The organism is Thermanaeromonas sp. DSM 22490, from assembly GCF_056378755.1.
Genome location: NZ_JBJHHE010000016.1, coordinates 14,930 through 40,036 on the forward strand (window position 1 = coordinate 14,930; position 25,107 = coordinate 40,036).

The following is a 25,107-nucleotide window of genomic DNA, read 5'->3' on the forward strand; positions in this document are numbered from 1 at the left end:
CGGGACAGGTTGATATCTGGGCTGTCGGCACTCCGGGGTTCAGGTTATCCAGTGGCAGGGACCCGCCAGGCGCGTGGGGTACGACAGTGGGATCTGACCTATATAAAAATGGGCAATTAGTGTATGATGATTGGTGGGTCGATTTTTATTCAATATATTAGAACGAGGAAAACCTGTCCCTTAGGTCTGAGCTTTTTTAGCCGAATGTTGAGTGGGCTAAGACCCATCTTTTTCCTAAGTAGCCCCTTTCCTTAAATATTTATACTGCATTAGGAGCTGGTCGCAAATGTTAATCTCCAACTATACTGGCCGATCCAACATAAGGTGGAAATTTTTCCTCATTGTGTTTATATCGATATTCCTCATCATGGTAGAGGGATGCATTCATCAAAAGACCAAGGTATTTGATGAAGGTAATAAGGTGTGTGGAGATTAGTAGTTGTACCAAGATCTGGAATGGGAAGTTACACATTTCCGTGGGCGTGGCCACTATGAGCAGGCAACACCGACCAGGTGTCTAGCTCTTGAAAATGCGGCCTCTCAGTACGTACTGGGCATCGGCGGAGGAAGCGGAGATAGGCATGGAGTTTAACAAGCCTATGGATAAAGACAGTGTAGCCCGGGCCCTTGCCCAGGTAGCGCCAGCCGAAGAATGGGAACTCAATTGGCTAAATGAGGAAAAGCTGATAATTAGATTTAACCCCCCAGCGGAAAATTCGAGGACCTATGACCTCTCTCTAAAGGGCTTGGGTTTTGACGCACAGGGTAGGCTCTACTATATTGACAAGTAAAGCTTGAATACCAGGACTGCAGTTAAGAAGCCAATGGATCAACCGCTGTCCTGAAGGTTCAGGAAACTCAAAGGAGGGGTGGCTTTGAAAGTACTAATCACCGGCGGTACAGGCCTTTTAGGACGTTCCCTTTGTACAAAACTCCTGCAGACAGGTCATGATCCAATCGTTGTCTCACGGAATGCTGTGGCAGCGAGGGGCAGGCTACCCTCCGGGGTTCAGCTTATCCAGTGGCAGCCCGGCGCGGAAAGGGTACCCCGGGAGGCCCTGGAAGGTGTAGAAGCGGTTATCAACTTGGCCGGAGAAAATATTGGCGCCGGACGTTGGACTGCTTCGCGAAAACAGGCTATTAGGCAAAGCCGTTTAAGTGTCACCCGGGAGTTGATAGAGTCCTTTCAAAAGCTAAACCAGCGTCCCAGGGTATTCATTAGCGGATCGGCAATCGGCTATTATGGCCCCCATGGCGACGAAGAACTAACCGAGGCCTCGCCGCCGGGGCATGACTTCCTGGCTGAAGTATGCCGGGCCTGGGAGCTGGAGGCCAACCAGGCCAGGGAATTAGGAATTAGGGTGGTAACCCTGCGCACCGGCATGGTTCTGGCCAGGGAAGGGGGAGTTTTGCCACGTATGGTTCTTCCTTTTCGTTTGTTTCTCGGCGGCTCGTTGGGCAGCGGCCGGCAGTGGGTTTCCTGGATTCACATAACTGATGCTGTAGGGATTATCCAGCTAGTCCTCGAGCGTACAACCGTGGATGGACCGGTAAATCTTACCGCACCCCAGCCAGTACGAATGGAGGAATTTACCTCTATTTTGGGTAGAGTGCTGAAGCGGCCTTCCAGTTTACGAATACCGGCATGGGTGCTGAAAATGGCCTTAGGGGAAATGGCCAATCTTCTGCTTACCGGCCAGCGGGTGTTACCAGCCCGGGTTTTACAAGAGGGCTATAAGTTTAGCTATCCGGAACTGGCGGGGGCCCTGGAAGACTTGCTTATCTTATCTGGCTCAACTACAAGGTGAGTTTCCTTCACTTGGGCAGGAGGCGACGGCTTCCCGGACACATTCCTCCAGATCCTCGGGCACTTCGTCCACGGTCACGAGCGATAAGCCCTCGTCGTCCCAGTCAACTTACCCTTCCCAGACTGGACCGCTACCTAGCGAAGCCTGGCCTGTAGCGCTTCGCTAAAGTTCTGAGGTTCCGCCGGAGATAGATACCACGGCTCCTGATCGGTTTCAACAACTACCATATCCCCCTCCACCGTATCGAAGAGGCCAACCTGGAGGCGTCGGCCATGATGGGGGCCGCGCCGGAAGACATAGCCGGCAGGCACTGCTGGCAGTTTTTCCCCCATTGCTCCGGGCAGTGCCCCGCAACCGGCTCAAACGTCGAGATGGAGCGCTCCGAAAGGCTTCTGCGCCGGGAGGACGGCCTGGAGATTCCGGTCCTTAAGACTGTAAGGCGTCTGCATACGGACAGCGGGGAGAAGCTGGTAGAGGCCTTTGTGGATCTTTCCGAGCGCAAACGCCTGGAGGAGGAGCTCTACCGGATGTCGGTCACCGACCCCCTGACCGGGGCCTACAACCGGCGCTACTTCGTGGAGATGCTGGAGAGGGAGGTCGAGCGGGCGCGGCGGACGGACCGGCCCTTCTCGCTGATCATGTTCGACCTGGACCGCTTCAAAAGCATAAACGACCGCTTCGGGCACGCTGCCGGTGACCTGGTCCTGAAAAAAACTGTGGCCACCTTTAAGGAGAGGCTGCGCAAGACGGACTGCCTCGCTCGCTGGGGCGGGGAGGAATTCGTGATCCTTTTACCGGAAACCGCAGTAGAGGGGGCCGCTGTTCTGGCGGAAGACCTTCGGCGACGGTTGAGCGAAATGGATATTCCCGGTGTGGGCCGCGTGACGGCCAGTTTCGGGGTAACCGGATACCGCCCTGGAGACACCATAGATACTATCACCCAGAGGGTAGACGGCATGCTCTACAGAGCTAAAGAAAATGGCCGAAACTGTGTATGGAGCGGTTCCTGAAAGTAACCGCGACTTAATGACAGGCGCAAGTGCGCTAGTATCATGTTTGGAATGTTACAGCCGGCATGAGTTTCAGACTTTATGGAGGTATATGCTGAAGTATTCCGGTATATAGAGTATCACAACCGGAAAAGGAGACATGGTAGCCTAGGCTATATGGCTCCTGAAGAGTTTCATAGAGCATTTATGAGCAAATTAATGAGCGCGCAATCTTTTATAGCACGATCTTCATAATTAGGGGGCCAGCCCGGTTTTGGTGGCCTAGAAAACAGGTTAGGTTCGTTTCTGGCTTGCAGGACAAAGGTAACCCGTGTCGAATGTACATATGTACAAAAGAAAAATCCTGCTTTAAGGAGAAAAAGATGCGCTCAACAAGGGTATTTCTAATAAGTCTGGGGGTTTTATTTACGCTCGGCTTAGTACTTAAGATTTATGTTTTTGAGACCCGGGATTTTTCCCCGGTTACCCAGCCCCTTTTTAACAATATTCCCCCAAAATATCATTTTTACTTGGTAGCTCCTAATTCAGTGGATCCCTTTTGGCGGGAAGTATATAGGGGAGCCTCTGAAGCAGCTAGACAATATAATGTGGCCCTGGAGTTCAGTGCTCCCCGGTTTAATAGCAGTGAGGAAGAAATAAAATACCTGGATATGGCTATTACCGCCAGGGTTGATGGTATAGTAACCCACGTCTCTTATGCTCCTGATTTTACCCGCCTGATTGATAAAGCTTACTCCCGAGGTATTCCAGTAATAACTATTGATAATGATGCCAAAGAAAGCAAAAGGAAGGCTTTTGTGGGGGCTAATAGTTTTGTCTTGGGTGAACAGGCCGGGAGGCTAATGGTGCAGGCCACGGGTGGCAAAGCTAATATAGCTATAATTGTTAGCAACGATGGCCAAAAGGACGTCATATACCAGAACTTAAAATTGAATGGCTTCTTAAACGCCTTGCGCGAGTACCCGGATATGAAAGTTGTAGATATTTACACCTCTAAATTAGGTATTTTGAGTGCTGAAGAAATAAGCCAATCTATCCTTAATGATCATCCTTCCATTGATGCCATATACTGTATGGATTCTGTGGATACTCTAGGGGTAGCCCAGGCCATCGTGGATTTCAACCGGGTAGGGGATATAAAGATAGTGGGATACGGGGACACACCGGAAATCCTGCGCTATATAGAGAGGGGTATAATTTACGGTACAGTTATGAACGATCCCTATAAAATGGGCTACGAAAGCATAAAGGCTCTTCTAGAGATCAAGGAGAAGGATAACACTTCTACTTTTATTGATACAGGCGTCAAGATCATCACCAAGGAGAATGTAAACCGCTACCGGGAAGCCCAACAAGCTGGCCAGAACAGGTGAGAACATGGGTTGGAATTTCTGGGAGTTTACCGGCTTGCGCAAAAAAATGCTATTATATTACCTAGTAATCACTCTGCTGTTGGGGCTTACCAGCCTTGCTTCTTACTATAGCGCCCAGACCCTTATATCCCGCCTTACCAATATTTTTATTGATTACGTATATCTAAACAATTTGTACACAGAAATTACCGCCTTGGAGAGCGCTGTAGAAAGGTATCTGGGAAGTAAATCTTCGGAGGCCCTGTTAGAATACTATAACTTAAACAACAAATTACAGGAACAGGCTAACAAACTTTCCCAACTAAAGGGTTATGACAAGAATACCTTGATGCTCAAAGATATCGGGAATATGATGGATAATCTATTGCAAGAAGCAGACGCTACAGTTAATGCCAAAAGGGGACGTATGGGCGGAGTATACCTGGTTCATTTTACAGAATCCCATAAGATTGCCGGTTATATAAAGACGTATATAAACGAGCTACTCTATAATAAACTCCAGGAGGGCTCCCAGAAATACGAAAGCATCAAGGGCCACATGGTATTGCTAAGCTACCTTAATTTTTTCCTAATTATCGGGTTACTCCTATCCAGTATCCTCCTGGCTGTGTATTTTACTTACAAAATCACGCGACCCATTATTGAGCTCTCCCGTTCTGCGGAGAGAATTTCCCGGGGGGACTTTGGTGTAGATCCGGTAAATATCCAGGGGGAAACGGAAGATGAGGTTCGAGTACTGGCTGAGGCTTTCAACAAGATGGCGGTGAGTATAAAGAATTATATTGATAAAATCAAGTACCAGGCAGAGATGGAGAAAAGGCTCAAAGAGCAGGAAATGCAAAACCTTATGATGAAGAATCTTTTGAAGGATGCTAGGCTTAAATCCCTCCAGTCCCAGATAAATCCCCACTTTCTATTTAACACTTTGAACGCTGCTTCCCAGCTGGCTATGATGGAAGGAGCAGAAAAATCAGCTTTGTTTATTGAGAAGGTGGCGGATCTTTTCAGATATAACCTTAAACGCCTGGACAAACCGGTAACGTTGAGGGATGAGATTAAGCATGTAGAAACGTATATGTATATCCTCAAAACTAGGTTTGGCGACAAAATAAATTTTTATCTAGATATTGACCATAATGTTTTAGATTTGGAGATCCCCTGCACAGTAATACAGCCGGTGGTGGAAAACGCTTTCCTTCATGGTATAGAAAAGATGGAAGGTCCTGGGAAAATTGCCCTGAAAGTAAAAAAGAAGGACGGATACGTGGCCATAGAGGTAGAGGATAACGGCGTGGGTATGGAAGATCATGTAATACGGTCTATCCTTAAGGTGGAACTAGCGGATGATGGCCAGGAAGGACATGTAAGCGGTATAGGTATGCATAACGTTATAAACCGGCTGATGCTATTTTACAATGTAGAAGAAGCCCAGGATATCATTGAGATTTACAGCCAGAAAGGTGCGGGTACTAAGGTAATTTTAAAAATCCCTTTAAAAGAAGATAGCTGAATTGTACAAAGTTAGAGGCAAGGGCACTGAGGCAGTTTAGAAATCCCTTGAGAGGGGTGAACGAGCTTATGGTAAAAGTGTTGATAGCTGATGACGAGCAGATCGTTTTGGATTCTTTAAAGTTTATAATAGACAAATATACGGAAGGAGCTACAGTAGTCGGCTTTGCTAAATCGGGCCGGGAGGCGGTAGAAAAGGCGGAAGTATTAAAACCCGACGTCATTTTAATAGATATACGGATGCCGGGAATAGATGGGCTAGAAGCTATAAGGCAGATAAAGAAACGGCACCCTGCTATTTTGTTTGTTATTATTACTGCCTATGAAAACTTTAATTACGCAAAGGAAGCAATAAATTTGGGGGTGTTAGATTATCTCTTAAAGCCCATAAACAAAAATAAAGTTATAGAGATTATAAATAAGGCTCGGGAGATTATAGAACAGAACCGCCGGGCGTTCCTCCAGGAATTAGAGCTTAAAGAAAAGATTTTAAAAATAATCCCTCATCTGGAAGGGGAATTCGTATACTCCTTATTGTTTGATAACCAATGCTTGCGTTATCTCCACTTTTATGAGGAAATTTTTGGGATGCCCCTTGCCTTTGGATATGTGATGCTGTTCCACATTGAAGATAAAGACCGGGAGGACTTGAAATCCAGCCTGGACAAGTATAACTTAAGCCTTCTTTTTAGGGACGCGGCTAAGGCAACTGTCCAGTGCCTGGTAGGCCCCTTTATGCTTAACCGGGTTCTGGTATATGTACCGGTTCCCCAAGACGTTGACCAGTACACTTTACGCAACCAGTCCATAGAAATAGCCCAGGATATAATAGATAAGTTCAAGGCAGACGTGGACCTACTTTACTGCATAGGGATAGGGAGCCCTTATGTGTTGGAAAACTTTTGGAAATCATACGAAGAAGCCGACCGAGCGGTCAAGTTATCCAGTGGGGAGAAGATTATCCACTACAGGGATTTAAGCCTTCCTGAGGCTCCACCGGATTTTTACCCCCTGCATAAAGAAAAAAGGCTTATAGAGAAGGTTTTAATGGGAGATGTAGCTGGAGCCCAGACAATATTTGAGGAAATCTTTGTCTGGTTGACTCTTAATTATGTTAACGATAAAGCCAAGATAAAGATGCGGCTTCTGGAGTTATCGATAGTTTTGATGAGGATGGTATCCTACTCCCACCCCAATAGAGTAGTGGAGGAACAGAGGCTCCTTGAGCTCTTAAACGTAAGCGATATCACGGAGTTAAAGCTTCGTTTCCTCCAAAACCTGGAGGCTATTATCAAAGACATAGGGCTGTATAAATCCCAGGAGATAAGCGAAGTCATAGAGAAGGCTCTGCAGTTTATAAACGAGAACTACTTTAGAGAGATCACCCTGGATGAGGTAGCCCGGGCCGTAAATATAAGCTATCACTATTTCAGCAAGCTATTTAAAGAAAAAACTCAACAGAACTTTTCCGATTATCTCACGGAGGTGAGGATCCGCCACGCCAAGGAACTTTTAAAAAACGCGTCCTTAAGCATCAAAGATGTGGCCTATCAGGTTGGATACCAGGATCCTAATTATTTTACCAAGATATTTAAGAAGGTTTTCGGCTTAACACCCAGCGAGTACCGCACTAGATTGGGCCTCCCATAAACTTGGCTTCCCAGCGGAGGAAGGGGGAGGAGATTATGTATAGGAAATTAAGGAAGGGCTTGTTGTTTCTTTTTTTGGTATCCTTGTTTGTAAGTGTTCTTGTAGGGTGTACCCAGCCGGGCCCAGCCGCCCTGCAAGAAGAAAAAGGCAAAATTAGGATAGGTATTTCCTTGGGGACTTTAAAAGAGGAAAGGTGGCTTAGGGATAGGGATATTTTAATGGCCAAGCTTAAGGAGTTAGGGGCGGAAGTGTTTGTGCAAAATGCCAATAACGATGATGAAGATCAGTTAAAACAGGTAAAGTACCTCCTTGAGCAACAGATCCAGGTACTCATTCTGGTACCTAATGATCTTAAGAAGGCGGCGGCTGCTGTCCAGATGGCTAAACGACAGGGCGTGAAAGTGATTTCCTATGATCGGCTGGTTACGGAATCTAACGTAGACTTATATATATCCTTCGATAATGTCAAGGTGGGCCGCTTTATGGCCCAATACCTGGTAAACAGGGTACCCCGGGGTAATTACTTAATAGTAAATGGCGCTACTACGGATTATAACACCAAGATGATAAAAGAGGGATATGACAGCATTTTAAAGGAGCGAGTGGCTAGCGGAAACATAAAAATCCTCGCCGAGGAATGGGCACCTAACTGGATGGTGGAATATGCCTTCAAGGTTACAGATGATATACTCCAAAGCGGCAAAAGGATTGATGCAGTAATTGCCGGGAACGATAGCTTGGCCGGGGGTGTCATAAAAGCCCTAGCGGAACATAGGATGGCAGGGAGTACTCTAGTAACTGGACAGGACGCGGATCTCGCTGCCTGCCAGAGGATCGTAGAAGGAACTCAGGCTATGACAGTATATAAACCTATAGCTAAGTTGGCGGAAAAGACGGCGGAGATGGCCTTGAAGCTCGCTAGAGGAGAAACCCTAGACACAAGGGATACTATTTATGATGGGAAGTATTTTGTTCCTTCTTATGTCATAGAACCCATAAGCGTAGATAAAAACAATATCGATGAAACAGTGATAAAAGACGGGTTTCATTCTTCCCAGGACGTGTACAGATATAGACCGAAAAAGTGATCCGCGGGAGCTGCCCTATGAGCGAAGGTCCGCTCAGCTTGCCGTATGGGAAAACACAAAAGTATTTCCAGGTCTTAAGACCTGTTTTTTTTATGCCAAAATAATACCCATTTAGAAGGAGCGTGTAACGTAATTCCGCTATAAAATGCAGATCTATCCCAAAAAGGTATAGAGGATAGAAACGTTTTTTATGGTATTTTCTTAACGACACCATAACCTAAACCCAACAAAACTTTAACAAAAAGGAGGTAGGGTGATTATGTCTCTTAGGAAATTAGTAGCCTTGATGGCAGTGGCTGTTTTGGCCTTGCTAGTGGTAGCTGGATGCAGCTCCTCCAAGGGCACCAAGCAACAGGAGTCAGGTGCTGCCAGCCAGTCCCAGGCTCAAAGCACGGGTAAGAAGATCAAGATAGGCTTCTCCCTGCCCACGTTAAGGGAGGAGAGGTACACCAAGGATAGGGACTACTTTGTCAAGAAAGCCCAGGAGCTAGGAGCCGAGGTCCTGGTACAAGCGGCCAATAACGATGAGAACTTGCAGAACAGCCAAGTGGAAAACCTCATTACCCAGGGTATCGATGTCTTAGTCCTGGACCCCCAGAACGCGGATTCGGCAGCGGCGCTAGTTGCTGCGGCGCATAAGGCTGGTATCAAGGTTATCTCTTATGACCGGCTCATCAGGAACGCGGATGTGGATCTGTACATTTCTTTTGATAACGTTAAAGTAGGTGAACTACAGGGTAAGTTTTTAACGGAAAAGGTTCCCAAGGGTATCTATTTCATATTTGCAGGAGCTCCTACAGATAACAATGCAAGACTCTTCCGGGAAGGGGCCATGAAGTACATTAAACCCCTGGCTGATAAGGGGGACATAAAGATCGCCTTCGATCAATGGATTAAAGATTGGCAACCGGAAGAAGCTTTAAAACTAGCTGAAAACGCCCTCACTGCCAATAACAACAAAGTAGATGCTATCTTAGCCCCCAACGATGGTACAGCAGGTGGTATAATCCAGGCCTTACAGGCCCAGAAGCTAGCGGGTAAAGTGGTTATTACGGGACAAGATGCTGAGCTAGCTGCAGCCAAGAGGATTTTAGCAGGTACCCAGTCCATGACAGTATTTAAGGATGTAAGGAAGTTAGCTGAAAAGGCAGCGGAGGTAGCTGTGGAGCTAGCTAAGGGCAAGGCTGTCAAGGACTTGCCGGAGGCTAACCAAACAGTTAATAATGGCAAAATCGATGTACCCTCTGTGTTGTTAACGCCGGAAATAGTAACTAAGGAGAACCTAGACAAGGTTCTTATCGAGAGCGGTTGGTTTAAGAAGTCTGATGTATATGGTAGCTAACCTCATTTAGTAAAGCGGTAAGAAATTCAAGGGAGTAGGCTTAAAAAGCCTACCCCCTTGAATCTTTCTTTACCAATAAGGCGGGGACGGATATGAGCGAGTACATCCTGGAGATGAGGAACATCACTAAAGTCTTCCCAGGGGTTAAAGCCCTGGACAATGTAACTTTCCGGGTAAGAAAAGGAGAAATCCATGGCTTGTGCGGGGAGAACGGGGCAGGCAAATCTACCCTGATGAAAATTTTAAGCGGGGTGTACCCTTACGGTACCTATGAGGGAGATATAGTCATCGAAGGGGAAGTAAAGCGTTTCCGGCATATAAAGGATAGCGAGAGGGCAGGTATCGCCATAATATATCAGGAACTGGCTTTAGTCAAATATATGACCGTAGGGGAGAACATTTTCCTCGGAGAGGAGCCGGCCCAGGCCGGTATTATAAACTGGGCCAAAGTCTATGCCGATACCAGGGCCATTCTCCGGGAGCTGAACATAGATATAAACCCCTACACCAAGGTTATGAACCTGGGTATAGGTCACCAACAGATGGTGGAGATAGCCAAGGCCATCTCCAAAAGGGCCAAAATACTTATCTTAGATGAACCCACTTCAGCCCTTACCGAGGCTGAGGTGGAACATCTGCTCAATATCCTGGTGGATCTTAAAAACAGAGGCGTTACTTGTATCTACATCTCCCACAAGCTTCAGGAAGTACTTAAGATAGCCGACACCATTACCATCTTGCGGGATGGAAAGACTGTCCATACTGCTACGACTGAAAATCTGACGGAGGATAGAATTATCTCCTTTATGGTGGGTAGAGAATTGACACAGAGATTCCCTCGCGTAAAGCATACCCCCGGCGAGGTGGTAATGGAAGTAAAGAATCTCACGGTGTATGACCCCGAGATACCCACCAAGAAGGTCGTGGATAACGTAAGCTTTACAGTCAAAAAAGGGGAGATCCTGGGCATAGCTGGATTGATGGGAGCTGGCAGGACTGAAATGGCTCTGGCTATCTTCGGTGCCTACCCGGGTAAAGTTACAGGAGAAATTTATCTAAATGGGCACCAGGTAACTATACGCAATCCTGAAGAAGCCATCCGTAGTGGCATCGCCTATCTTTCAGAAGATCGCAAGAGGTATGGTCTTATTCCTTTAATGGACGTGCAGGAGAACATAACTTTGCCTAGCCTCCAGAAAATGTCGCGCTGGGGAGTTATAAATACTAATCAAAAAATAAGGATCGCCCAAGATTTAGTAAATGATCTGAGAATAAAAACCCCTAGCCTGATGCAGAAGGTAATGAACTTAAGCGGGGGCAACCAGCAGAAGGTGGTCCTGGCTAAATGGCTAACCGTCCAACCTAAGGTTTTAATCCTGGATGAACCGACTCGGGGTATTGATGTAGGGGCCAAGTTTGAGATTTATACCCTTATGAATGAGCTTATCGAAAAGGGTGTATGTGTGATCATGATTTCTTCTGAACTACCAGAGATCCTGGGTATGAGTGACAGGATCTTGGTGCTTCATGAAGGAAGGATAACCGGGGAGTTCAACCAAAGGGAAGCCGATCAGGAAAAGATAATGCATTGCGCTACCGGGGGTAGAGCAGCATGAGCGTGGAACAAAAGAGCGGCAAGGCTTTATGGCGGGGCTTGGCCCTGAATGGGGTTAAAGAGAAGAACGGGCAAGCTCCATGGTCTGGGTTTAAATGGGATATACAGGCTTACACCATGATCATTGCTCTGCTAGCCATATGGATAATATTCGTTATCCTCACCGAAGGAAGGTTTCTTACCCCGCGGAACCTGTCCATGCTGACGAGGCAGGTTTCCATTACAGCCATCCTAGCTGTAGGTATGGTCCTAGTAATCGTGGCCGGCCATATAGATCTTTCAGTGGGTTCGGTGGCCGGTTTCGTAGGGGCGGTAGTGGCTATACTTCAGCTATGGTATCACTGGGAAACCGTGCCCTCTATACTAGCAGGGATATTAGTAGGCCTCCTGATAGGCTGCTGGCAGGGCTTTTGGATAGCTTATCGGGGAGTACCGGCCTTTATTGTAACCTTAAGTTCCATGCTCGTGTTCCGCGGGGGCATCCTTCTTATCACTAAGGGTATTACCATCTCACCTTTAAGGCCGGATTTCAAGGTGATAGGCCAGGGATATATCCCCGCGGCCTGGAGCATCGCCATCGGTATAGTTGCGGCTATGGGCTTTGTATATATGACCTTGAGCAACCGGCGGTCGCGGTTAAAATATGAGCTGCCGGTATTACCCTGGACAGTGGAGACCCTTAAGATTTTAGCTGTGCTAGCTTTTATCGCCACTTTTATAGGTGTGATGATTGCCTACGAGGGCATTCCCCTCCCGGTCATGATCGTCCTTTTCCTGGTGATCCTTATGACTTTTGTAGCCAATAATACCACCTTCGGCCGCTATGTATATGCCATCGGAGGAAACCGGGAAGCAGCAGCCCTTTCGGGTATCAACATTAAGCGGACCAACATGATTATCTTCCTTATAATGGGCTTGCTTTCAGCTCTGGCCGGTATAGTTTTGACTTCCAGGCTAGATGCAGCCACCACCAGCGCCGGGAACTTATTTGAGTTGGATGCCATTGCCTCAGCCATTATCGGTGGAACCAGCACCTTGGGAGGAGTAGGGACTATTCCTGGCGCGGTAATAGGAGCTTTGGTCATGGGCAGCATTGATAACGGGATGAGTCTTTTAAACATTGACTACTCTATTTTAACAATTGTTAAGGGCTTAGTTCTGGTCCTGGCGGTATGGGTAGATATAGCTACTAAGAAAAGAACCCGGTAAGGTTAGCAAGAGAAAAAAGGTTGGGGGGTTATGGAACTGCGCTGGAAGGTGGGCGTGCGGCTTAAATTGCTAACGGGGTGTACTAGCTCTCTTTTTGATGGTCTCCGGAGCGGTGGGGGCTTGGACCTTGGCCAATCTTTTAGCCTTTAAGGCGGCAAGTGTAATGTCGAAAGCCATCGTAACAGCAAGAAACACTTACCTTCTTCGCTGTTAATGCTGGCAATTCCTGCCTCTACCATAAAATTTTATCGCCCATTTAATTTAAGAAGGGGAAGTGAACGAAGCTTGATAGACTGGCAGCCTTTGGTTAGAATGGGGATGAAGTCAGATGATTTTTATGCCAGGGAAGACTTTTAGAGGGGCTGCGGCAGCTAGCAAGCGATCCGCACTGTGGTATTCCTGGGTAAGAAGGGAATTGTGAGGTGGCAGGAATTGAAAAGATATACGAGTAATCTATCACTTCTTAAGGGTGAAGCCGGGGTAGCCTTTCTTTTGCTCCTCATTCTGCTTACCCCCCACGCGTTAGCTGGGTATGATCCTTGGGCGGACTGGCAGAGGGCTAAAGACATCGAGGTGACTGATCCGGCTTCTGCCGAGAACCTTTATCGCCGGGCAGCTTCCTATTTTGAGGAACAGGGCGACTTTATTAATGCGGGCCTGGCCTGGCAGAAGATATTTTATCTCTGTGAGCGTCAGGGAAAGCTTAGGGAAGCAGGAGAGGCTTATGCCAAGGAAGCGGCCCTTTTTGAGCAGGCAGGCAAGCCGGACTGGGCCTGGGGAGAGACAGCCAGGGGAGAAGCGTTGCGGCCGGCGGCACGCCTTTTTTACCAGATAGGAGCGGGGGATATCCCCGCTTTAGCCAAGTTTGAGCCTTCTAGCGGCGCTTATCTAGGTCTTTATGAAGAGCGGGGAGAGGCCAGGTACGATTACAATCGGGTGAAGGACCTGTACGGTAAGCAGCACGCCCTCTTCTTAAGCTATGCCCATATCTATGGGGCGGGAGATGTATTCTTACCTTGGGATACCATACATAAGGTGCAGGAGGTCCCAGGAGCCGGGCTGGTCCTGGCTCTGGAACCCAACTGCGGCCTGGATAAGCTAAGGGAAGAAGATATTGTAACCGTGGCCCGGCAGTTGGGAGATTTAAACATACCGGTTTTCTTGCGTTTTGCTTCGGAAATGAATATGGAGGGCACCAACCAGTGGCACGGCGATCCCGAGAAATATGTTTTTTGGTTCCGTAAGGTTGCTTCTATCATGCGGGAATATGCGCCGAATGTAGCCATGGTATGGAATCCCTTTGATATAGTACAGCCGGAAGGGGTTAAGGCCACCGCCCTTTCCTATTATCCGGGAGATGCCTACGTGGACTGGGTGGGGGTAAATTTCTACAGTGACTACTATTTAAGCGGCCAGGCAGAACAGCCCGGCGCGGGGATAGATCCCTTGCAGCGTTTGGATTACTGGTACCGAGTGTTTTCCGCCCGCAAGCCCCTTATGGTGGGCGAATTCGGGATCGCCCATACGGCCCTTAAGCCTTACCGGGAGGATGTAAGCCGGTGGGCGGCTAACTATATCCGCAAGTTTTACAGCACCCTGCCCCTCCTTTACCCCCGTGTTAAAGCGGTTGTGTATTTTGACCTTGATGAAAGCGACCCCCTGTATACCCAGGCCAAGGTGAGCGACTACCGCTTAAGCGATAAAGAAGAGGTATGGAGGGCTTACCGGGAAGCTATAGCTAGCCCTTATTACTTGGAGAAGGTAGGCCAGAACAGTACGGCTCCTTTTTACCAGGAGCTAAGAGAAGGCGAGAGACTTCAAGGCGAGGTTATCCTGGGTAGTTATACCAAGATTTATGACCCTTTTATCAGCAGGGTGGAATATTATCTTGACGGCAGGCTTATAGCCCAGGCCAGCAGTCCTCCTTACCTGGCCAGGTTTGATTTTGGCCGGGTATATGGGCCTGTAACCCTTGAGGTCAAGGTCTTTGATAGCCAGGGAAGAGAAGCCTTTAGCCGGACCTTCCTAGTAGAAGGTGGAGGCGTCCCAGCAGTAGTTTTCACCCTGGGCGAGAAGCGTTACATCTCCAGGGGTGAGGTAAGGGAGATGGATGTGGCTCCCTTTAGTGAAGAAGGGCGCAGTTTTGTTCCTCTGCGATTTTTGGCCCAGGCCTTGGGAGTACTAGGGGAAGATATTATTTGGGATGACCAAGAGCAGTTAGTGAAAATTTCTTCCCAAGGACGTACTGTTATATTGCGGGTGGGGGAGAAAAAGATAGAGGTGGATGGGCAGATCAAGCCCATGGATGTGGCGCCTGTGGATAGGGAGGGGCGTGTTTTTCTGCCAGCACGATATGTGGCCGAGGCCCTGGGATATGAGGTGGGTTGGGTGGAAAGCAGGCAGCAGGTAGTGGTGTGGCCGAGGCAGGGGTGAGGAGCAGTATGATGGGGGTTATTTATTAGTGGAGTTCAAGGCTCGATGAAAGGTCTGGCTTAACATCTTTAAATCCAGCAGCTCGGCGCTGAACGAGCCTTTTATGTGGCTAAACTCTTCCATTCTTTTGAGGCGACCCTGAGGTAGGTTGTCGGCTACAACTAATCTGAATCCGGGCGAGGTGTATCACGAGCCACGGAACCAAAGACAGCTACGGAGACTAAACGGCTGCCATAGACTTCCTGAGCAGCCGAGATTACAATTTTCAAAGCCTTGGAAAATTCCTCAAGATACAAAAGCCCCGCCTCCGTTGAGCTTATCATATTTCCCTTTTTGGCTTTAAAGCAGGAGGGGAAGACTATCTTTCTAAACAGTCACCTCCTTGGCTGCTGCTGTTTACCTCTTCAATAGGCGCGATATTTGAAAGATGCTGAAGATGGCGTTTGGGGGAATGGCCAATCTTCTGCTTACCGGTCAGCGGGTATTGGCACAAAAGCTTAGCCATCCGCCCAACTATTCGCGGTAAAAAATTGCCTCAAATGAGCGAAAAAAGGAAAGTAGCGCGGAGTAGTCTTCATATACTCCGTATACTGTTCTCCAAATAATTCCAGCAATTCCTTTTCTTCTCTTTTCGCTAGAGAATGATACTTCCAGATCAGTATAGGCCCCATAATTAAAGTAATTAAGGTGGGCCACTGGATCAAAAAGCTAATAATGATTAAGAAAAAGCCTGCATATTGAGGGTGGCGAATATATTTGTATATCCCGTCGGTCACCAGTTGTCCGCGGGCCTTATGAATTTTTTTCCACCCAATGTATATCATAATTAAAGCTATAACTAATAAAATATCAGTACCTGGATGAATAATAAACGAAATTATGGGAGAGTTACCCAAAAAAACCTTGAGCAGGTGTCCGTTGGAATGTGAAAATGGATCTACTACGGGGTATTTTTCACCTAACCAGGAGGACAACAGGTATATAGTCAAAGGGAAGCCGTACATTTCGGTAAACAGAGCAACAAAAAAGGCACTTAAAGCTCCCATACTCTTCCAATCTCTTTTCGTTCTAGGTTTAAATGCTACAAGTACAATGAACGTCATAAATAGAACGCTTCCTATTACAACCGGCCAATATCCATAGTCGTATACATATGCATAACCCATATCCATCACCCTTTTCTCCAGCTAACTTACCGCCGTAAGCGAGCTCCAGCTTAACAAATCTGGCCTTGGTAACCCCGAAAGGTGGCAGAACTTGCCTGTGGGTCTAAAAGCCACAACGAACAAGTTTACTTCTCTGGTTACGGGCCGAGGATTTTAGACTGGAGCTACTGTTTGCTGCTGTCAGAGTCTACGGTCCCAAACTGTAGAAAACTAGGAGAGATAATCCGATTAATAAACCTAAGAGCACCAGCTGCCAGACCAGGTTATCCTCAATATTGGCTGCAATGCCCCTAATTTCGCCAACTGTTGCTGTCTGGAAACCACCAGAGTCTACACTTGGCCTGGATCGATGCTTTAGCACTACACTTGCCAGGCCTGCAGCAATTATAAAGATCAAGCTGGCTGCATGGGCCACCGACAAGGGGCCAAAGAATGGGGGATTGTAGCGAGTAAACTCTACTATTCCCCGGATGGCTGCATACAACACCGTAAAGTGTAAAAATAGCTGCCCATCATAGTCAATTTTTTTCCTGCGCCGCCACAAATAAAAGAAAAGAAGGTAGTCGAGGACAAACTCATAAACCTGCGCCGGGTGGAGCCATTGCCCGTTTACTAGAACCCCCCAGGGCCAGGGCTGGCTCATGGGCCGGCCAAAGACGTCACAGCCTATCCTGCCTATAGCAATTCCCAGTGCCAATCCTGGTGCCACGGTATCTGCCAAACGCCAGAAGGGCACCCGGTAAAACCTGCTAAAGAGCAGTCCTGCTAATATACCTCCGATTATTGCTCCATGGATAGAAAGGCCGCCTTCTTGAAGATGGAAGAACTTCAAGGGATTTTGCCAGTAATAAACTGGGTCGGCAATAAGGACGTAACCGATCCGGGCTCCTACGATTCCTAAAATTATAGCCCATAAAGCAAAATCAAAAACCTTTTCCGCATTTAAACCCTTGCGCTTCGCTTCCCGGTAAATTATGAAGATAGCTGCCAGGGCGCCCAGGGCAATCATAAAACCGAAAGTGTTAATTGGTATGGGGCCCAAAGAAAAAAGTACCCGCCGCATTCGCTACCCCTTTCTAACATCAACCTTTTCGTAATCGGCATCCAGTTTGTTTCTCTCTTGCCATATACCGGGCCATTTTTGCCAGCAATTCTTGGCACTACTTTTGTCCTACGCCAGTTTCTTCATGGGTCCTCTTTCCACAAAAGCTCCATCCAGATCGATATACTCATTAATGCCACCATGAAGAATGGCAACACTATAACCCAACAGGGTCAGCAGTGCCCCTATAAGCGAGGCTCTCTGTCCAGTATTACAGACAAGGAGCAAAGTTTTGTCTTTAGGAATGGAGTGGATTGCAGCGCCAATCTGGTCCCAGGGTAGATTCCAAGAATATCTTATTCTTACTGCTTGGAAGGCTTCAGCATTACGGATATCCAAGATGACCATATTTTCGCAGGGCCCATTTTGCAAGAGCCCATCCAGTTCATCAGCTTCAATATAAATTCGTTGGGAGGTAATTTGTTCAAGGAACTCCCTGGCTTGAGCTGGTTCCATGACCTGTACCTCCTACCATTTCGATACCTAATACGGGTATCTAGTATCTAAATGTTATTTAAATTATATTTTGCACGGCATCCGCTGTCAAGGAACTTAACAAAAACTACAAAATCTTAGGGGTATCATTACCGTGAGTCTAAGTGGGAATTGTAGTTCTGCACTAAATAAAAGAATTTTTACCGGAGAGCTTGACATTGCTAGAAATGGTAAATATAATTGATAACGTAGAGAATGAAAATCATTATCAATAGAAAATGATATGGTAAGGCAATAATTTAGACGCCATATCAGTTTTGTGGATTAAGTTTTGTAGATTAGTAGAGAATCAACACCGTAATAATGAGGATGGTACTCAATATCTGGAACAGAGGGGAGGGGGTCGATGGCGGACTAATACTCTAATAATGAGAATGACATTCAATATCAACCGGGGTGAAAATTTATGATTCGGCGTTTCCTTGCACTGGCTGCATTGTTCGTACTGGCACTGCTGCTTATAGCGGCATGTTCACCGCAGCGAAGCCAACCTCCTGCCAACCAGGAGAGTAAAAGTTCATCATCCAGCCAGGAGGCCACCCAAAGGACGGCGGACACCAACCCAACACAGCCCTTTGCGGAAAAGCAAGCAACTTCCAGCAAAAACTCTGCTGAAACTGGGGTAGACAAAAGCCAGGAGACAACCAGCCTAAAGGAATTTACCTTAGAGGAATTGGCTCAGTACGACGGGAGCAACGGTAAACCGGCTTATGTTGCCGTTAACGGCCTGGTTTATGATGTTACCAATGTTAAGGGATGGAAGGAAGGAGTTCACAAACCCTGGAGTGACAAGAGGGTAGCCGGACGCGATTTGACTTCCGAGTTAGCCAAGGCGCCGCCTTCCCACCGGCAAAAGGAGTTCTGGGCTAAACTACCCGTGGTAGGCAGGCTTAAGAGTTCGGCGGGGCAATAACAGAGGGTTTTGAGGAGAAAGGGGTAGGATAATGCGCAGAGTGATGCTAACCCTGCTGGTGCTGCTGATACTGGTCACGGCCTGGCAAAGCGCGGGCCTGGCGGCAATGTCATGGAAAAAAGTTGCACGCGACATAGAGGATGTGATGCAGCAATCCCTCAATGCCTACCGGCAGGGAGATATAGAGAAGGCCAAGGGCCTGGTTAACGATGCCTATTTTGGCTTTTTTGAAAAGGAAGGTATGGAAAGGGCGATACTGTCCAACATTTCAGGTCGCCGGGCCGCCGTGCTGGAATACAAGTTTAGCAACATAAAAAAGTTAATGAGTAACCAATCGCCTGTTCCGGAGGTTGAACGGGCCATCGGGGAACTGGTCGTGATGCTGCAGGAAGATGCTGCCCGGCTGGACGGTACGGAACAAAACCCCGTAGAGATATTCCTTTCATCCTTTCTTATTTTAGTCCGCGAAGGCTTTGAAGCTATCCTGATCATCGGCGCCATAGCCGCCTACCTGATCAAATCCGGTAACGGCCACAAAGTAGGTACTATCTACTCCAGCTCTGTCCTGGCTGTGCTGGCCAGTTTCCTGACGGCCATAGCCTTACAAATGGTCTTTCGCATCAGCGGCGCAGGCCAGGAAATCCTGGAAGGTGTAACCATGCTGCTGGCGACAGTAGTCCTCTTCTCCGTAAGCCATTGGATGGTAGGGAAAGCCGAAGCAAAGGCCTGGCAACGCTATATTGAAGACAAAGTTCAGGGTTCTTTGAGCAGTGGCAGCACCCTGGCCCTGGGGGCCGCTGCTTTCCTGGCCGTCTATCGTGAAGGGGCGGAAACGGTGCTCTTCTACCAGGCCCTATTAAGTAACACCGGCGGTGGCACAGGGATGATCTGGCTGGGCTTTGCCCTGGGTTGCGTGGCCCTGGCCGTCATCTTCCTGCTGGTCCGTTACGGAAGTTTAAAGATACCTCTGAAGCCTTTCTTCCTGGGTACCAGCCTCCTGCTTTACTACCTGGCTTTTGTTTTTGCCGGCGGTGGGGTTAAAGAACTGCAGGAAGCCGGAGTTATAGGCGTAACGCCTGTACCGGGCGTTCCAACAATAGACCTCCTGGGGATTTACCCCACATGGCAGACCCTTGTACCACAAATAATTCTTCTGTCGCTGGCAATAGGTGGGGTGATGTATCCATGGAGGAAAACATTCTCATTGTCAAAAGGAGGAGCAAAATGAAAAACAAGAAAAAGCATATCATCTTATCGACTATTCTGCTGGTAGTGGCGGCCCTGACTGTGGCTGGATGCGGAAAACAAGCAACACCTGGCACCGCCCAAAGGAGCGAGAATAAAACCGAGAGCAAAGCTGAAGCAAGCAAAGCAGATCCCAACCAGGTTAAAGGTTTCCAGGAATATCCCATCGGGGATGAAAAAGAAGTGGAAGGGCTAAAGATTGCTGCTGTCTACTTCCAGCCGGTAACTATGGAACCAGCCGGAGCAGGTCTTGCGCCGGATAAGGCCGACATCCATCTGGAGGCTGATATTACGGCAACCCCTGATAACAAGACCGGCTTTGGCATTGGCGAGTGGGTTCCCTACCTCAACGTGAGATACAAGCTAAAAAAATTGGATAACGGGCAGGTTATAGAGGGGACCTTTATGCCCATGAACGCCAGCGATGGCCCCCACTACGGAGCCAATGTCAAGATGCTCGGGGCCGGCAAATATGAGCTAACTTACATTATTGAATCTCCCGAGAAACAGGGATACGCGTTGCACACCGACAAAGAAACGGGCGTCGAAGGTCGTTTCTGGAAGAAACCTCTAGAAGTTAAGTGGGAATTTAACTTTTTACCTAGGAAGTGGTAAGGTAAGCTACCGGTCCGGGTAAGTTTGGCCCGGACCCACCCCTCTTTAAGGGAACAAGTCAGAAGAAGGTGGGAAAGTATGCTGCAATCCCTCGTACCCGTAATGCAAAACTTGGGTCTGGCCATCCTCCCCCTGGCTATGCTACTGGCCTTTGTTTCCAAGCGACACCAGCGACACCAAGGAGATTTAATAAATTGGGTCCGGCGGGGAGTAACCTTGGGAACAGCTGGGGCCTTTATTGTAGTGGTCCTGGAGCTGTTGCAGCCTGGCCTCCTAGAACGGGAAATTTACGAAGGATGGGTCCTGGGGCTGGCCTTGCCGGGGGAGGCCCTTCTCCTGAGTATCTTTTGGCGCGCCTGGAAAAAGGGCTATTCTGAAGCTACAGGTAACCTCGCCGGCTGGCTTATGGCTTTTGTTGCCGCTGCCGTGTTCCTCCACCGCGGTCCGGAAGTTTTTCTTTTTTCCACCAGAGTTTTTATCTCTTCTTCTGCTTTACTTAGCACGGAGTTCATGTTTAAACTGGCCAGCATTCTCCTTGGTTCAGGCCTAGCGTTACTGGCCGGTTGGGCTGTTCTCCGGGTGGCACCTGCCCTGCCGGAAGGTTTATTATTAGCCACCACAACGGCAGGTTTTCTAGTTATCATGGGAGAGCAAACGGTGACAGTGATCCAGGTGTTGCTGGTAAGGGAGGTCATTCCTATGAGCCAGTGGCTGCTGGGCATTATAATTCCCCTGATTAACTACCAGGACTGGTTCTTTTACTTCCTGCTGGCGACGGCAGCTTCCCTTCCGGTTTCCCTTTTCCTGCGGAGGCGGCCGTTAGCAACAGAAGGTCTGAATCCGGGCGAGCGACGGAAAATCCAGGCCGCCTTTCGCGCTCAGCTGCGCTGGGGTGGAGCTGTAATGCTAAGCCTTTTCCTGACTATCTTTTTAGCGATAGCCGGCAAGGTTTACGCGAGTTCGGAAGTTAAGCTTTCCCCCGCAAAGGCGGTGATGGCAGATGCGGGGGATGTCAAGATTCCCCTGGAAGACGTGGGCGATGGTAAACTGCATCGCTTTGCCTATACTGCTTCGGACGGGACTGAAGTGCGCTTTATCGTTATCAAAAAAGGTGGCTCAGCTTACGGTGTGGGTCTGGACGCCTGTAATATTTGTGGGCCGACAGGCTATTACCAGCGAAAGGGGCAGGTTGTTTGTAAAAGATGCGATGTAGTGATTAACACCGCCACCATTGGCTATAAGGGCGGCTGCAACCCTGTCCCCCTTGAGTACAAGATAGCCTCAGGACAACTTGTTATTCAGGCTTCAGTATTGGAAAAAGAAAAAGAAAGATTCCAGTAAGGAGGCCAAGGTATGTTTTGGCGGATGCTTAAGGGAGCCCTTATCAGGCAAAAAAAGGGGAAACTTCTGATAGCACTTACCATTGCCCTTGGATCTTCCCTGGCTACAGCTATGCTAAACGTGATGCTGGATGTGGGAGATAAGGTCAACCGGGAACTGAAGGCCTATGGCGCCAATATCCTGGTTACACCCCGGACGGTCTCCCTGCTGAACGACCTCTATGGCGTGGAGGCCGGTACCGGAACGTCCGGACAGTACTTGGAGGAGGCAGATCTGGGCAAGATCAAAACTATTTTCTGGGCCAACAATATCGTAGGTTTTACCCCTTATTTGCAGACCAAAGCCGGCCTCAGTCCGGGAGGTCCTGAAGTGGCGCTGGTTGGCACCTGGTTTAACCGGCGCCTGGAACTGCCCACTGGTGAGGTCCTGGAGACAGGTATTAAGCAACTCAAACCCTGGTGGGAGGTTGAGGGCGCTTGGGTAGAAGATGCTGACGAGAAGGGCGCCTTGGTTGGTAGTTTGCTGGCTAAAAAGCTGGGCTTGCGCCCTGGTGAGGAGCTAGAGGTAAGTTTAGCTGGAGGAGAGCGCAGGGAGAAGCTCACGGTACGGGGTCTCTTGAATAGTGGCGGGCCCGAAGATGAAAGTATCTTTGTACCACTGGGCTTTGTCCAGCGGGCCCTTAACCTAGGAGGTAAAGTAAGCCAGGTAGAAGTAAGCGCCCTAACCACACCTGAGAACGAACTGGCCCGCAGGGCGGCTCAAGATCCAGCAAGCCTTAGCACCGAGGAATGGGAAACCTGGTACTGCACCGCCTACGTTAGCTCTATTGCCTATCAGATTGAAGAGGCCATTCCCGGTGCCCGCGCTAAACCCATCCGGCAGGTGGCGGAGTCTGAGGGGGCCATCTTGCAGAAGACCCAGCTTTTAATGTTATTGATTACAGCCCTTAGCCTTGTAGCGTCGGCGTTGGGTATTTCCAACCTGGTGACTGCCAGCATAATGGAACGCAGCCGGGAAATCGGGTTATTTAAGGCCCTGGGAGCAAGCGACATGGCCATCTTAATTCTATCCCTGGCCGAAACCGTGATTACCGGTATAGCAGGCGGACTGGCAGGCTATTTTCTAGGCCTTGGTTTTGCCCAACTTATCGGCCGGACTGTTTTTGGCGCTGCGGTAGCGACCAAAGCGATGGTAATCCCTCTGGTGACGGTCCTGGTGGTGACTGTTACCCTGGTAGGCAGCCTGCCAGCCATGCGACTCCTCCTCTCCTTACGCCCGGCAGAAGTTTTGCATGGTAGGTGAAGGTTTTAGTATGACGAAGTTTTCTCTGTATACAAGGATGATTTGCAATTCTTTAGCCCGTCGCCGTTCCCGTATGATGATTGCCCTTTTAGCTGTAGCCATTGGGGCAGCGGTCCTGTCGGGGCTAGTTACCATTTATTACGATGTTCCCCGCCAACTTGGCCGGGAATTCCGCTCGTACGGGGCTAATATGGTCTTAATTCCAGCCGGCAACAGTCAGGCCTTCTTGGAAAAAGATCTTGAGGCAGCGGCGGCACTTTTACCGCCGGAAAAGGTTGTAGGCATAGTACCTTACCTTTACGGTACAGTTAAGGTGAATGAACAACCTTTGCTGGTAGCCGGGACAAATTTTAAGCAGGTAAGCAAGGTAAGTCCCTACTGGAAGGTCGAAGGCCAGTGGCCAGTGGAAAATTCTGCAGGCGCCCTCATAGGTGCTGAGGTGGCTGAACGCTTGGCCCTGGAACCTGGACGGGAGATTACCCTGGTAGCAGCAGATAGCGGCGGTGAGAAAAAGGTGGTGGTACAGGGTATTGTCAGGACTGGTGGTGCCGAAGAGAACTTTATTTTTGTAGACCTTTCCCTGTTGCAGGAGTTACTGGGTAAAACGGGGAAGGTCAGCGTTGCCCACGTAAGTATCATAGCGTCGCAAGAGGAACTTAACTTTCTAGCCCAAAGGCTGGAGGAAAAAGTTCCAGGCTTAACCTACCGGATCGTCAAGCGTATTACTCAGTCAGAAGCAATAGTGCTGGGCAAATTACGTGCCCTCGTCTACTTGGTGACCGTGATCGTTTTACTTTTAACCTTGATTTGCGTGGCTACTACCATGATGGCCGTGGTAACGGAAAGGCGCAAGGAAATAGGCCTTAAAAAAGCCGTGGGGGCGGAAAACCGGAGCATTATCCTGGAGTTTTTAGGAGAGAGCCTCACCCTGGGGGGACTTGGTGGTTTGCTAGGAATGGTCTTGGGCTTTCTTTTTGCCCAGGCTGTAGGTTTAAGTGTCTTTGGCCGGGCAGTTTCTGTCCAGCCGCTAATAGGACTGGTGGCCCTTTTAGCGTCCATAGTGGTATCCGGGCTGGCCTCCCTTATCCCGGTGAAGATGGCGACCGGCGTCGAACCGGCCATAGTTTTACGGGGTGAATGAATGAAGGAGGTTGATGGTATGAGTTTACTAGAGTTACGGGGCGTATCTAAGATTTACGGTACCATTAAGGCCCTCCAGGATATCAACTTAACAGTCGACCGGGGTGAATGGCTGGCCATTATGGGGCCGTCCGGTTCCGGGAAGACTACGCTCATGAATATCATCGGCTGTATGGATAAACCCACCTCTGGTTCGGTGATTCTGGACGGCGTTGAGATAACCGCTCTAAATTCCAGGGAACTGACAGTTATTCGCCGTGATAAAATTGGCCTGATCTTCCAGCAGTTTCACCTTATTCCTTACTTAACGGCCCTGGAAAACGTCATGGTGGCCCAATACTATCATAGCCTGCCCGATGAAAAGGAAGCCATGGCGGCCCTGGAGCGGGTGGGGTTAAAGGAACGGGCCCGGCACCTGCCCAGCCAGCTCTCTGGCGGGGAACAGCAGAGGGTATGTATTGCCCGCGCCCTAATCAATTACCCCATGCTGATCCTGGCCGACGAACCGACGGGAAATCTTGACGAAGCTAATGAGCATATTGTCTTGGAGCTTTTCCAGGAGCTGCACCGGGAGGGTCACACTATTATAATGGTTACCCACGATCCGGAAGTTGCCGACCTGGCCGAGAAATGCCTTATTCTCGACCATGGACGCATAGCTGGCTTTAGAGTAGGCAGTGTACTCGACAAGGTAGGGTGAGATTTTTCTTCAGGGCAGCAGGTCGTGGGGTGGAGGAAGGTATGTATAAAT

24 protein-coding genes and 1 pseudogene are annotated in these 25,107 nt (G+C 48.7%); 20 read left to right on the plus strand and 5 right to left on the minus strand.

What is annotated here, in order from left to right:
• Window positions 1–530: 530 nt before the first annotated feature.
• Window positions 531–791: a hypothetical protein gene (locus tag AC1BI1_RS10895; RefSeq protein WP_476717326.1), complete on the plus strand. Its 261-nt coding sequence runs from the start codon at window positions 531–533 to the stop codon at window positions 789–791.
• A gap of 84 nt (window positions 792–875) precedes the next feature.
• Window positions 876–1,808, plus strand: coding sequence for a TIGR01777 family oxidoreductase (locus AC1BI1_RS10900; protein ID WP_476717327.1), 933 nt, complete (start codon window positions 876–878; stop codon window positions 1,806–1,808).
• Here the strand turns inward: AC1BI1_RS10900 and AC1BI1_RS10905 are convergent.
• Window positions 1,794–1,895, minus strand: a pseudogene (locus AC1BI1_RS10905) (ferredoxin); the annotation flags it as partial. The gene AC1BI1_RS10900 and the pseudogene AC1BI1_RS10905 overlap by 15 nt on opposite strands.
• 155 nt (window positions 1,896–2,050) lie before the next feature.
• On the opposite strand from AC1BI1_RS10905, the gene AC1BI1_RS10910 reads away from it, so the two are divergent.
• The 10 genes from AC1BI1_RS10910 to AC1BI1_RS10955 all read left to right on the plus strand — a co-directional run bounded on the left by AC1BI1_RS10910 (window position 2,051) and on the right by AC1BI1_RS10955 (window position 15,037).
• On the plus strand, window positions 2,051–2,818 hold the full coding sequence (locus tag AC1BI1_RS10910; protein WP_476717371.1) for a sensor domain-containing diguanylate cyclase: 768 nt from the start codon (window positions 2,051–2,053) through the stop codon (window positions 2,816–2,818).
• Window positions 2,819–2,899: 81 nt separating this feature from the next.
• Window positions 2,900–3,052, plus strand: coding sequence for an IS3 family transposase (locus AC1BI1_RS10915; protein ID WP_476717328.1), 153 nt, complete (start codon window positions 2,900–2,902; stop codon window positions 3,050–3,052).
• Window positions 3,053–3,180: 128 nt separating this feature from the next.
• The gene (locus tag AC1BI1_RS10920; RefSeq protein WP_476717329.1) at window positions 3,181–4,191 is read left to right on the plus strand and encodes a sugar-binding protein; all 1,011 of its coding nucleotides are present in this window, start codon (window positions 3,181–3,183) and stop codon (window positions 4,189–4,191) included.
• A gap of 4 nt (window positions 4,192–4,195) precedes the next feature.
• Entirely contained in the window at window positions 4,196–5,701 is a 1,506-nt protein-coding gene (locus AC1BI1_RS10925) for a sensor histidine kinase (RefSeq protein ID WP_476717330.1), read from the plus strand.
• Window positions 5,702–5,769: 68 nt separating this feature from the next.
• On the plus strand, window positions 5,770–7,350 hold the full coding sequence (locus AC1BI1_RS10930) for a response regulator (RefSeq protein WP_476717331.1): 1,581 nt from the start codon (window positions 5,770–5,772) through the stop codon (window positions 7,348–7,350).
• Window positions 7,351–7,385: 35 nt separating this feature from the next.
• The gene (locus AC1BI1_RS10935) at window positions 7,386–8,438 is read left to right on the plus strand and encodes a sugar ABC transporter substrate-binding protein (protein WP_476717332.1); all 1,053 of its coding nucleotides are present in this window, start codon (window positions 7,386–7,388) and stop codon (window positions 8,436–8,438) included.
• A gap of 259 nt (window positions 8,439–8,697) precedes the next feature.
• Entirely contained in the window at window positions 8,698–9,780 is a 1,083-nt protein-coding gene (xylF, locus tag AC1BI1_RS10940; RefSeq protein ID WP_476717333.1) for a D-xylose ABC transporter substrate-binding protein, read from the plus strand.
• Between the two features lie 92 nt (window positions 9,781–9,872).
• The gene (locus tag AC1BI1_RS10945; RefSeq protein WP_476717334.1) at window positions 9,873–11,396 is read left to right on the plus strand and encodes a xylose ABC transporter ATP-binding protein; all 1,524 of its coding nucleotides are present in this window, start codon (window positions 9,873–9,875) and stop codon (window positions 11,394–11,396) included.
• Between the two features lie 116 nt (window positions 11,397–11,512).
• Complete coding sequence (locus AC1BI1_RS10950) at window positions 11,513–12,604, plus strand: sugar ABC transporter permease (RefSeq protein WP_476717372.1); 1,092 nt, start codon at window positions 11,513–11,515, stop codon at window positions 12,602–12,604.
• 432 nt (window positions 12,605–13,036) lie between these two features.
• Window positions 13,037–15,037: a stalk domain-containing protein gene (locus tag AC1BI1_RS10955; RefSeq protein ID WP_476717335.1), complete on the plus strand. Its 2,001-nt coding sequence runs from the start codon at window positions 13,037–13,039 to the stop codon at window positions 15,035–15,037.
• A 161-nt stretch (window positions 15,038–15,198) separates the two neighbouring features.
• Here AC1BI1_RS10955 and AC1BI1_RS10960 read toward each other — a convergent pair whose 3' ends face one another.
• The gene (locus AC1BI1_RS10960) at window positions 15,199–15,333 is read right to left on the minus strand and encodes a hypothetical protein (protein WP_476717336.1); all 135 of its coding nucleotides are present in this window, start codon (window positions 15,331–15,333) and stop codon (window positions 15,199–15,201) included.
• Between the two features lie 140 nt (window positions 15,334–15,473).
• Here AC1BI1_RS10960 and AC1BI1_RS10965 point away from each other — a divergent pair, with 140 nt between their 5' ends.
• Window positions 15,474–15,563 (plus strand): hypothetical protein, encoded by a 90-nt coding sequence (locus AC1BI1_RS10965; protein WP_476717373.1) that lies wholly within the window; start codon window positions 15,474–15,476, stop codon window positions 15,561–15,563.
• On the opposite strand, the gene AC1BI1_RS10970 is transcribed toward AC1BI1_RS10965, so the two are convergent.
• The 3 genes from AC1BI1_RS10970 to AC1BI1_RS10980 all read right to left on the minus strand — a co-directional run bounded on the left by AC1BI1_RS10970 (window position 15,535) and on the right by AC1BI1_RS10980 (window position 17,761).
• Window positions 15,535–16,209 (minus strand): methyltransferase family protein, encoded by a 675-nt coding sequence (locus AC1BI1_RS10970; protein WP_476717374.1) that lies wholly within the window; start codon window positions 16,207–16,209, stop codon window positions 15,535–15,537. The two genes, AC1BI1_RS10965 and AC1BI1_RS10970, sit on opposite strands and share 29 nt — an antisense overlap.
• A 181-nt stretch (window positions 16,210–16,390) precedes the next feature.
• Window positions 16,391–17,266: a prolipoprotein diacylglyceryl transferase gene (gene lgt, locus AC1BI1_RS10975; protein WP_476717337.1), complete on the minus strand. Its 876-nt coding sequence runs from the start codon at window positions 17,264–17,266 to the stop codon at window positions 16,391–16,393.
• Window positions 17,267–17,374: 108 nt separating this feature from the next.
• Window positions 17,375–17,761 carry a rhodanese-like domain-containing protein gene (locus AC1BI1_RS10980; RefSeq protein ID WP_476717338.1) on the minus strand — a complete coding sequence of 129 codons (387 nt, stop codon included), beginning with the start codon at window positions 17,759–17,761 and terminating at the stop codon, window positions 17,375–17,377.
• 445 nt (window positions 17,762–18,206) lie between these two features.
• Between AC1BI1_RS10980 and AC1BI1_RS10985 the strand changes: the two genes are divergently transcribed.
• The 7 genes from AC1BI1_RS10985 to AC1BI1_RS11015 all read left to right on the plus strand — a co-directional run bounded on the left by AC1BI1_RS10985 (window position 18,207) and on the right by AC1BI1_RS11015 (window position 25,056).
• Window positions 18,207–18,713, plus strand: coding sequence for a cytochrome b5 domain-containing protein (locus tag AC1BI1_RS10985; RefSeq protein ID WP_476717339.1), 507 nt, complete (start codon window positions 18,207–18,209; stop codon window positions 18,711–18,713).
• Between the two features lie 31 nt (window positions 18,714–18,744).
• Window positions 18,745–19,941 (plus strand): FTR1 family iron permease, encoded by a 1,197-nt coding sequence (locus AC1BI1_RS10990; protein ID WP_476717340.1) that lies wholly within the window; start codon window positions 18,745–18,747, stop codon window positions 19,939–19,941.
• On the plus strand, window positions 19,938–20,573 hold the full coding sequence (locus AC1BI1_RS10995; RefSeq protein WP_476717341.1) for an iron transporter: 636 nt from the start codon (window positions 19,938–19,940) through the stop codon (window positions 20,571–20,573). Before AC1BI1_RS10990 ends, AC1BI1_RS10995 begins: the two co-directional genes overlap by 4 nt.
• Before the next feature lie 78 nt (window positions 20,574–20,651).
• Window positions 20,652–21,914 (plus strand): Fe-S-containing protein, encoded by a 1,263-nt coding sequence (locus AC1BI1_RS11000; protein WP_476717342.1) that lies wholly within the window; start codon window positions 20,652–20,654, stop codon window positions 21,912–21,914.
• 12 nt (window positions 21,915–21,926) lie between these two features.
• On the plus strand, window positions 21,927–23,216 hold the full coding sequence (locus tag AC1BI1_RS11005; protein WP_476717343.1) for an ABC transporter permease: 1,290 nt from the start codon (window positions 21,927–21,929) through the stop codon (window positions 23,214–23,216).
• 10 nt (window positions 23,217–23,226) lie between these two features.
• Complete coding sequence (locus tag AC1BI1_RS11010; protein ID WP_476717344.1) at window positions 23,227–24,357, plus strand: ABC transporter permease; 1,131 nt, start codon at window positions 23,227–23,229, stop codon at window positions 24,355–24,357.
• An 18-nt stretch (window positions 24,358–24,375) separates the two neighbouring features.
• Entirely contained in the window at window positions 24,376–25,056 is a 681-nt protein-coding gene (locus AC1BI1_RS11015; RefSeq protein WP_476717345.1) for an ABC transporter ATP-binding protein, read from the plus strand.
• The last annotated feature ends 51 nt before the right edge of the window (window positions 25,057–25,107 follow it).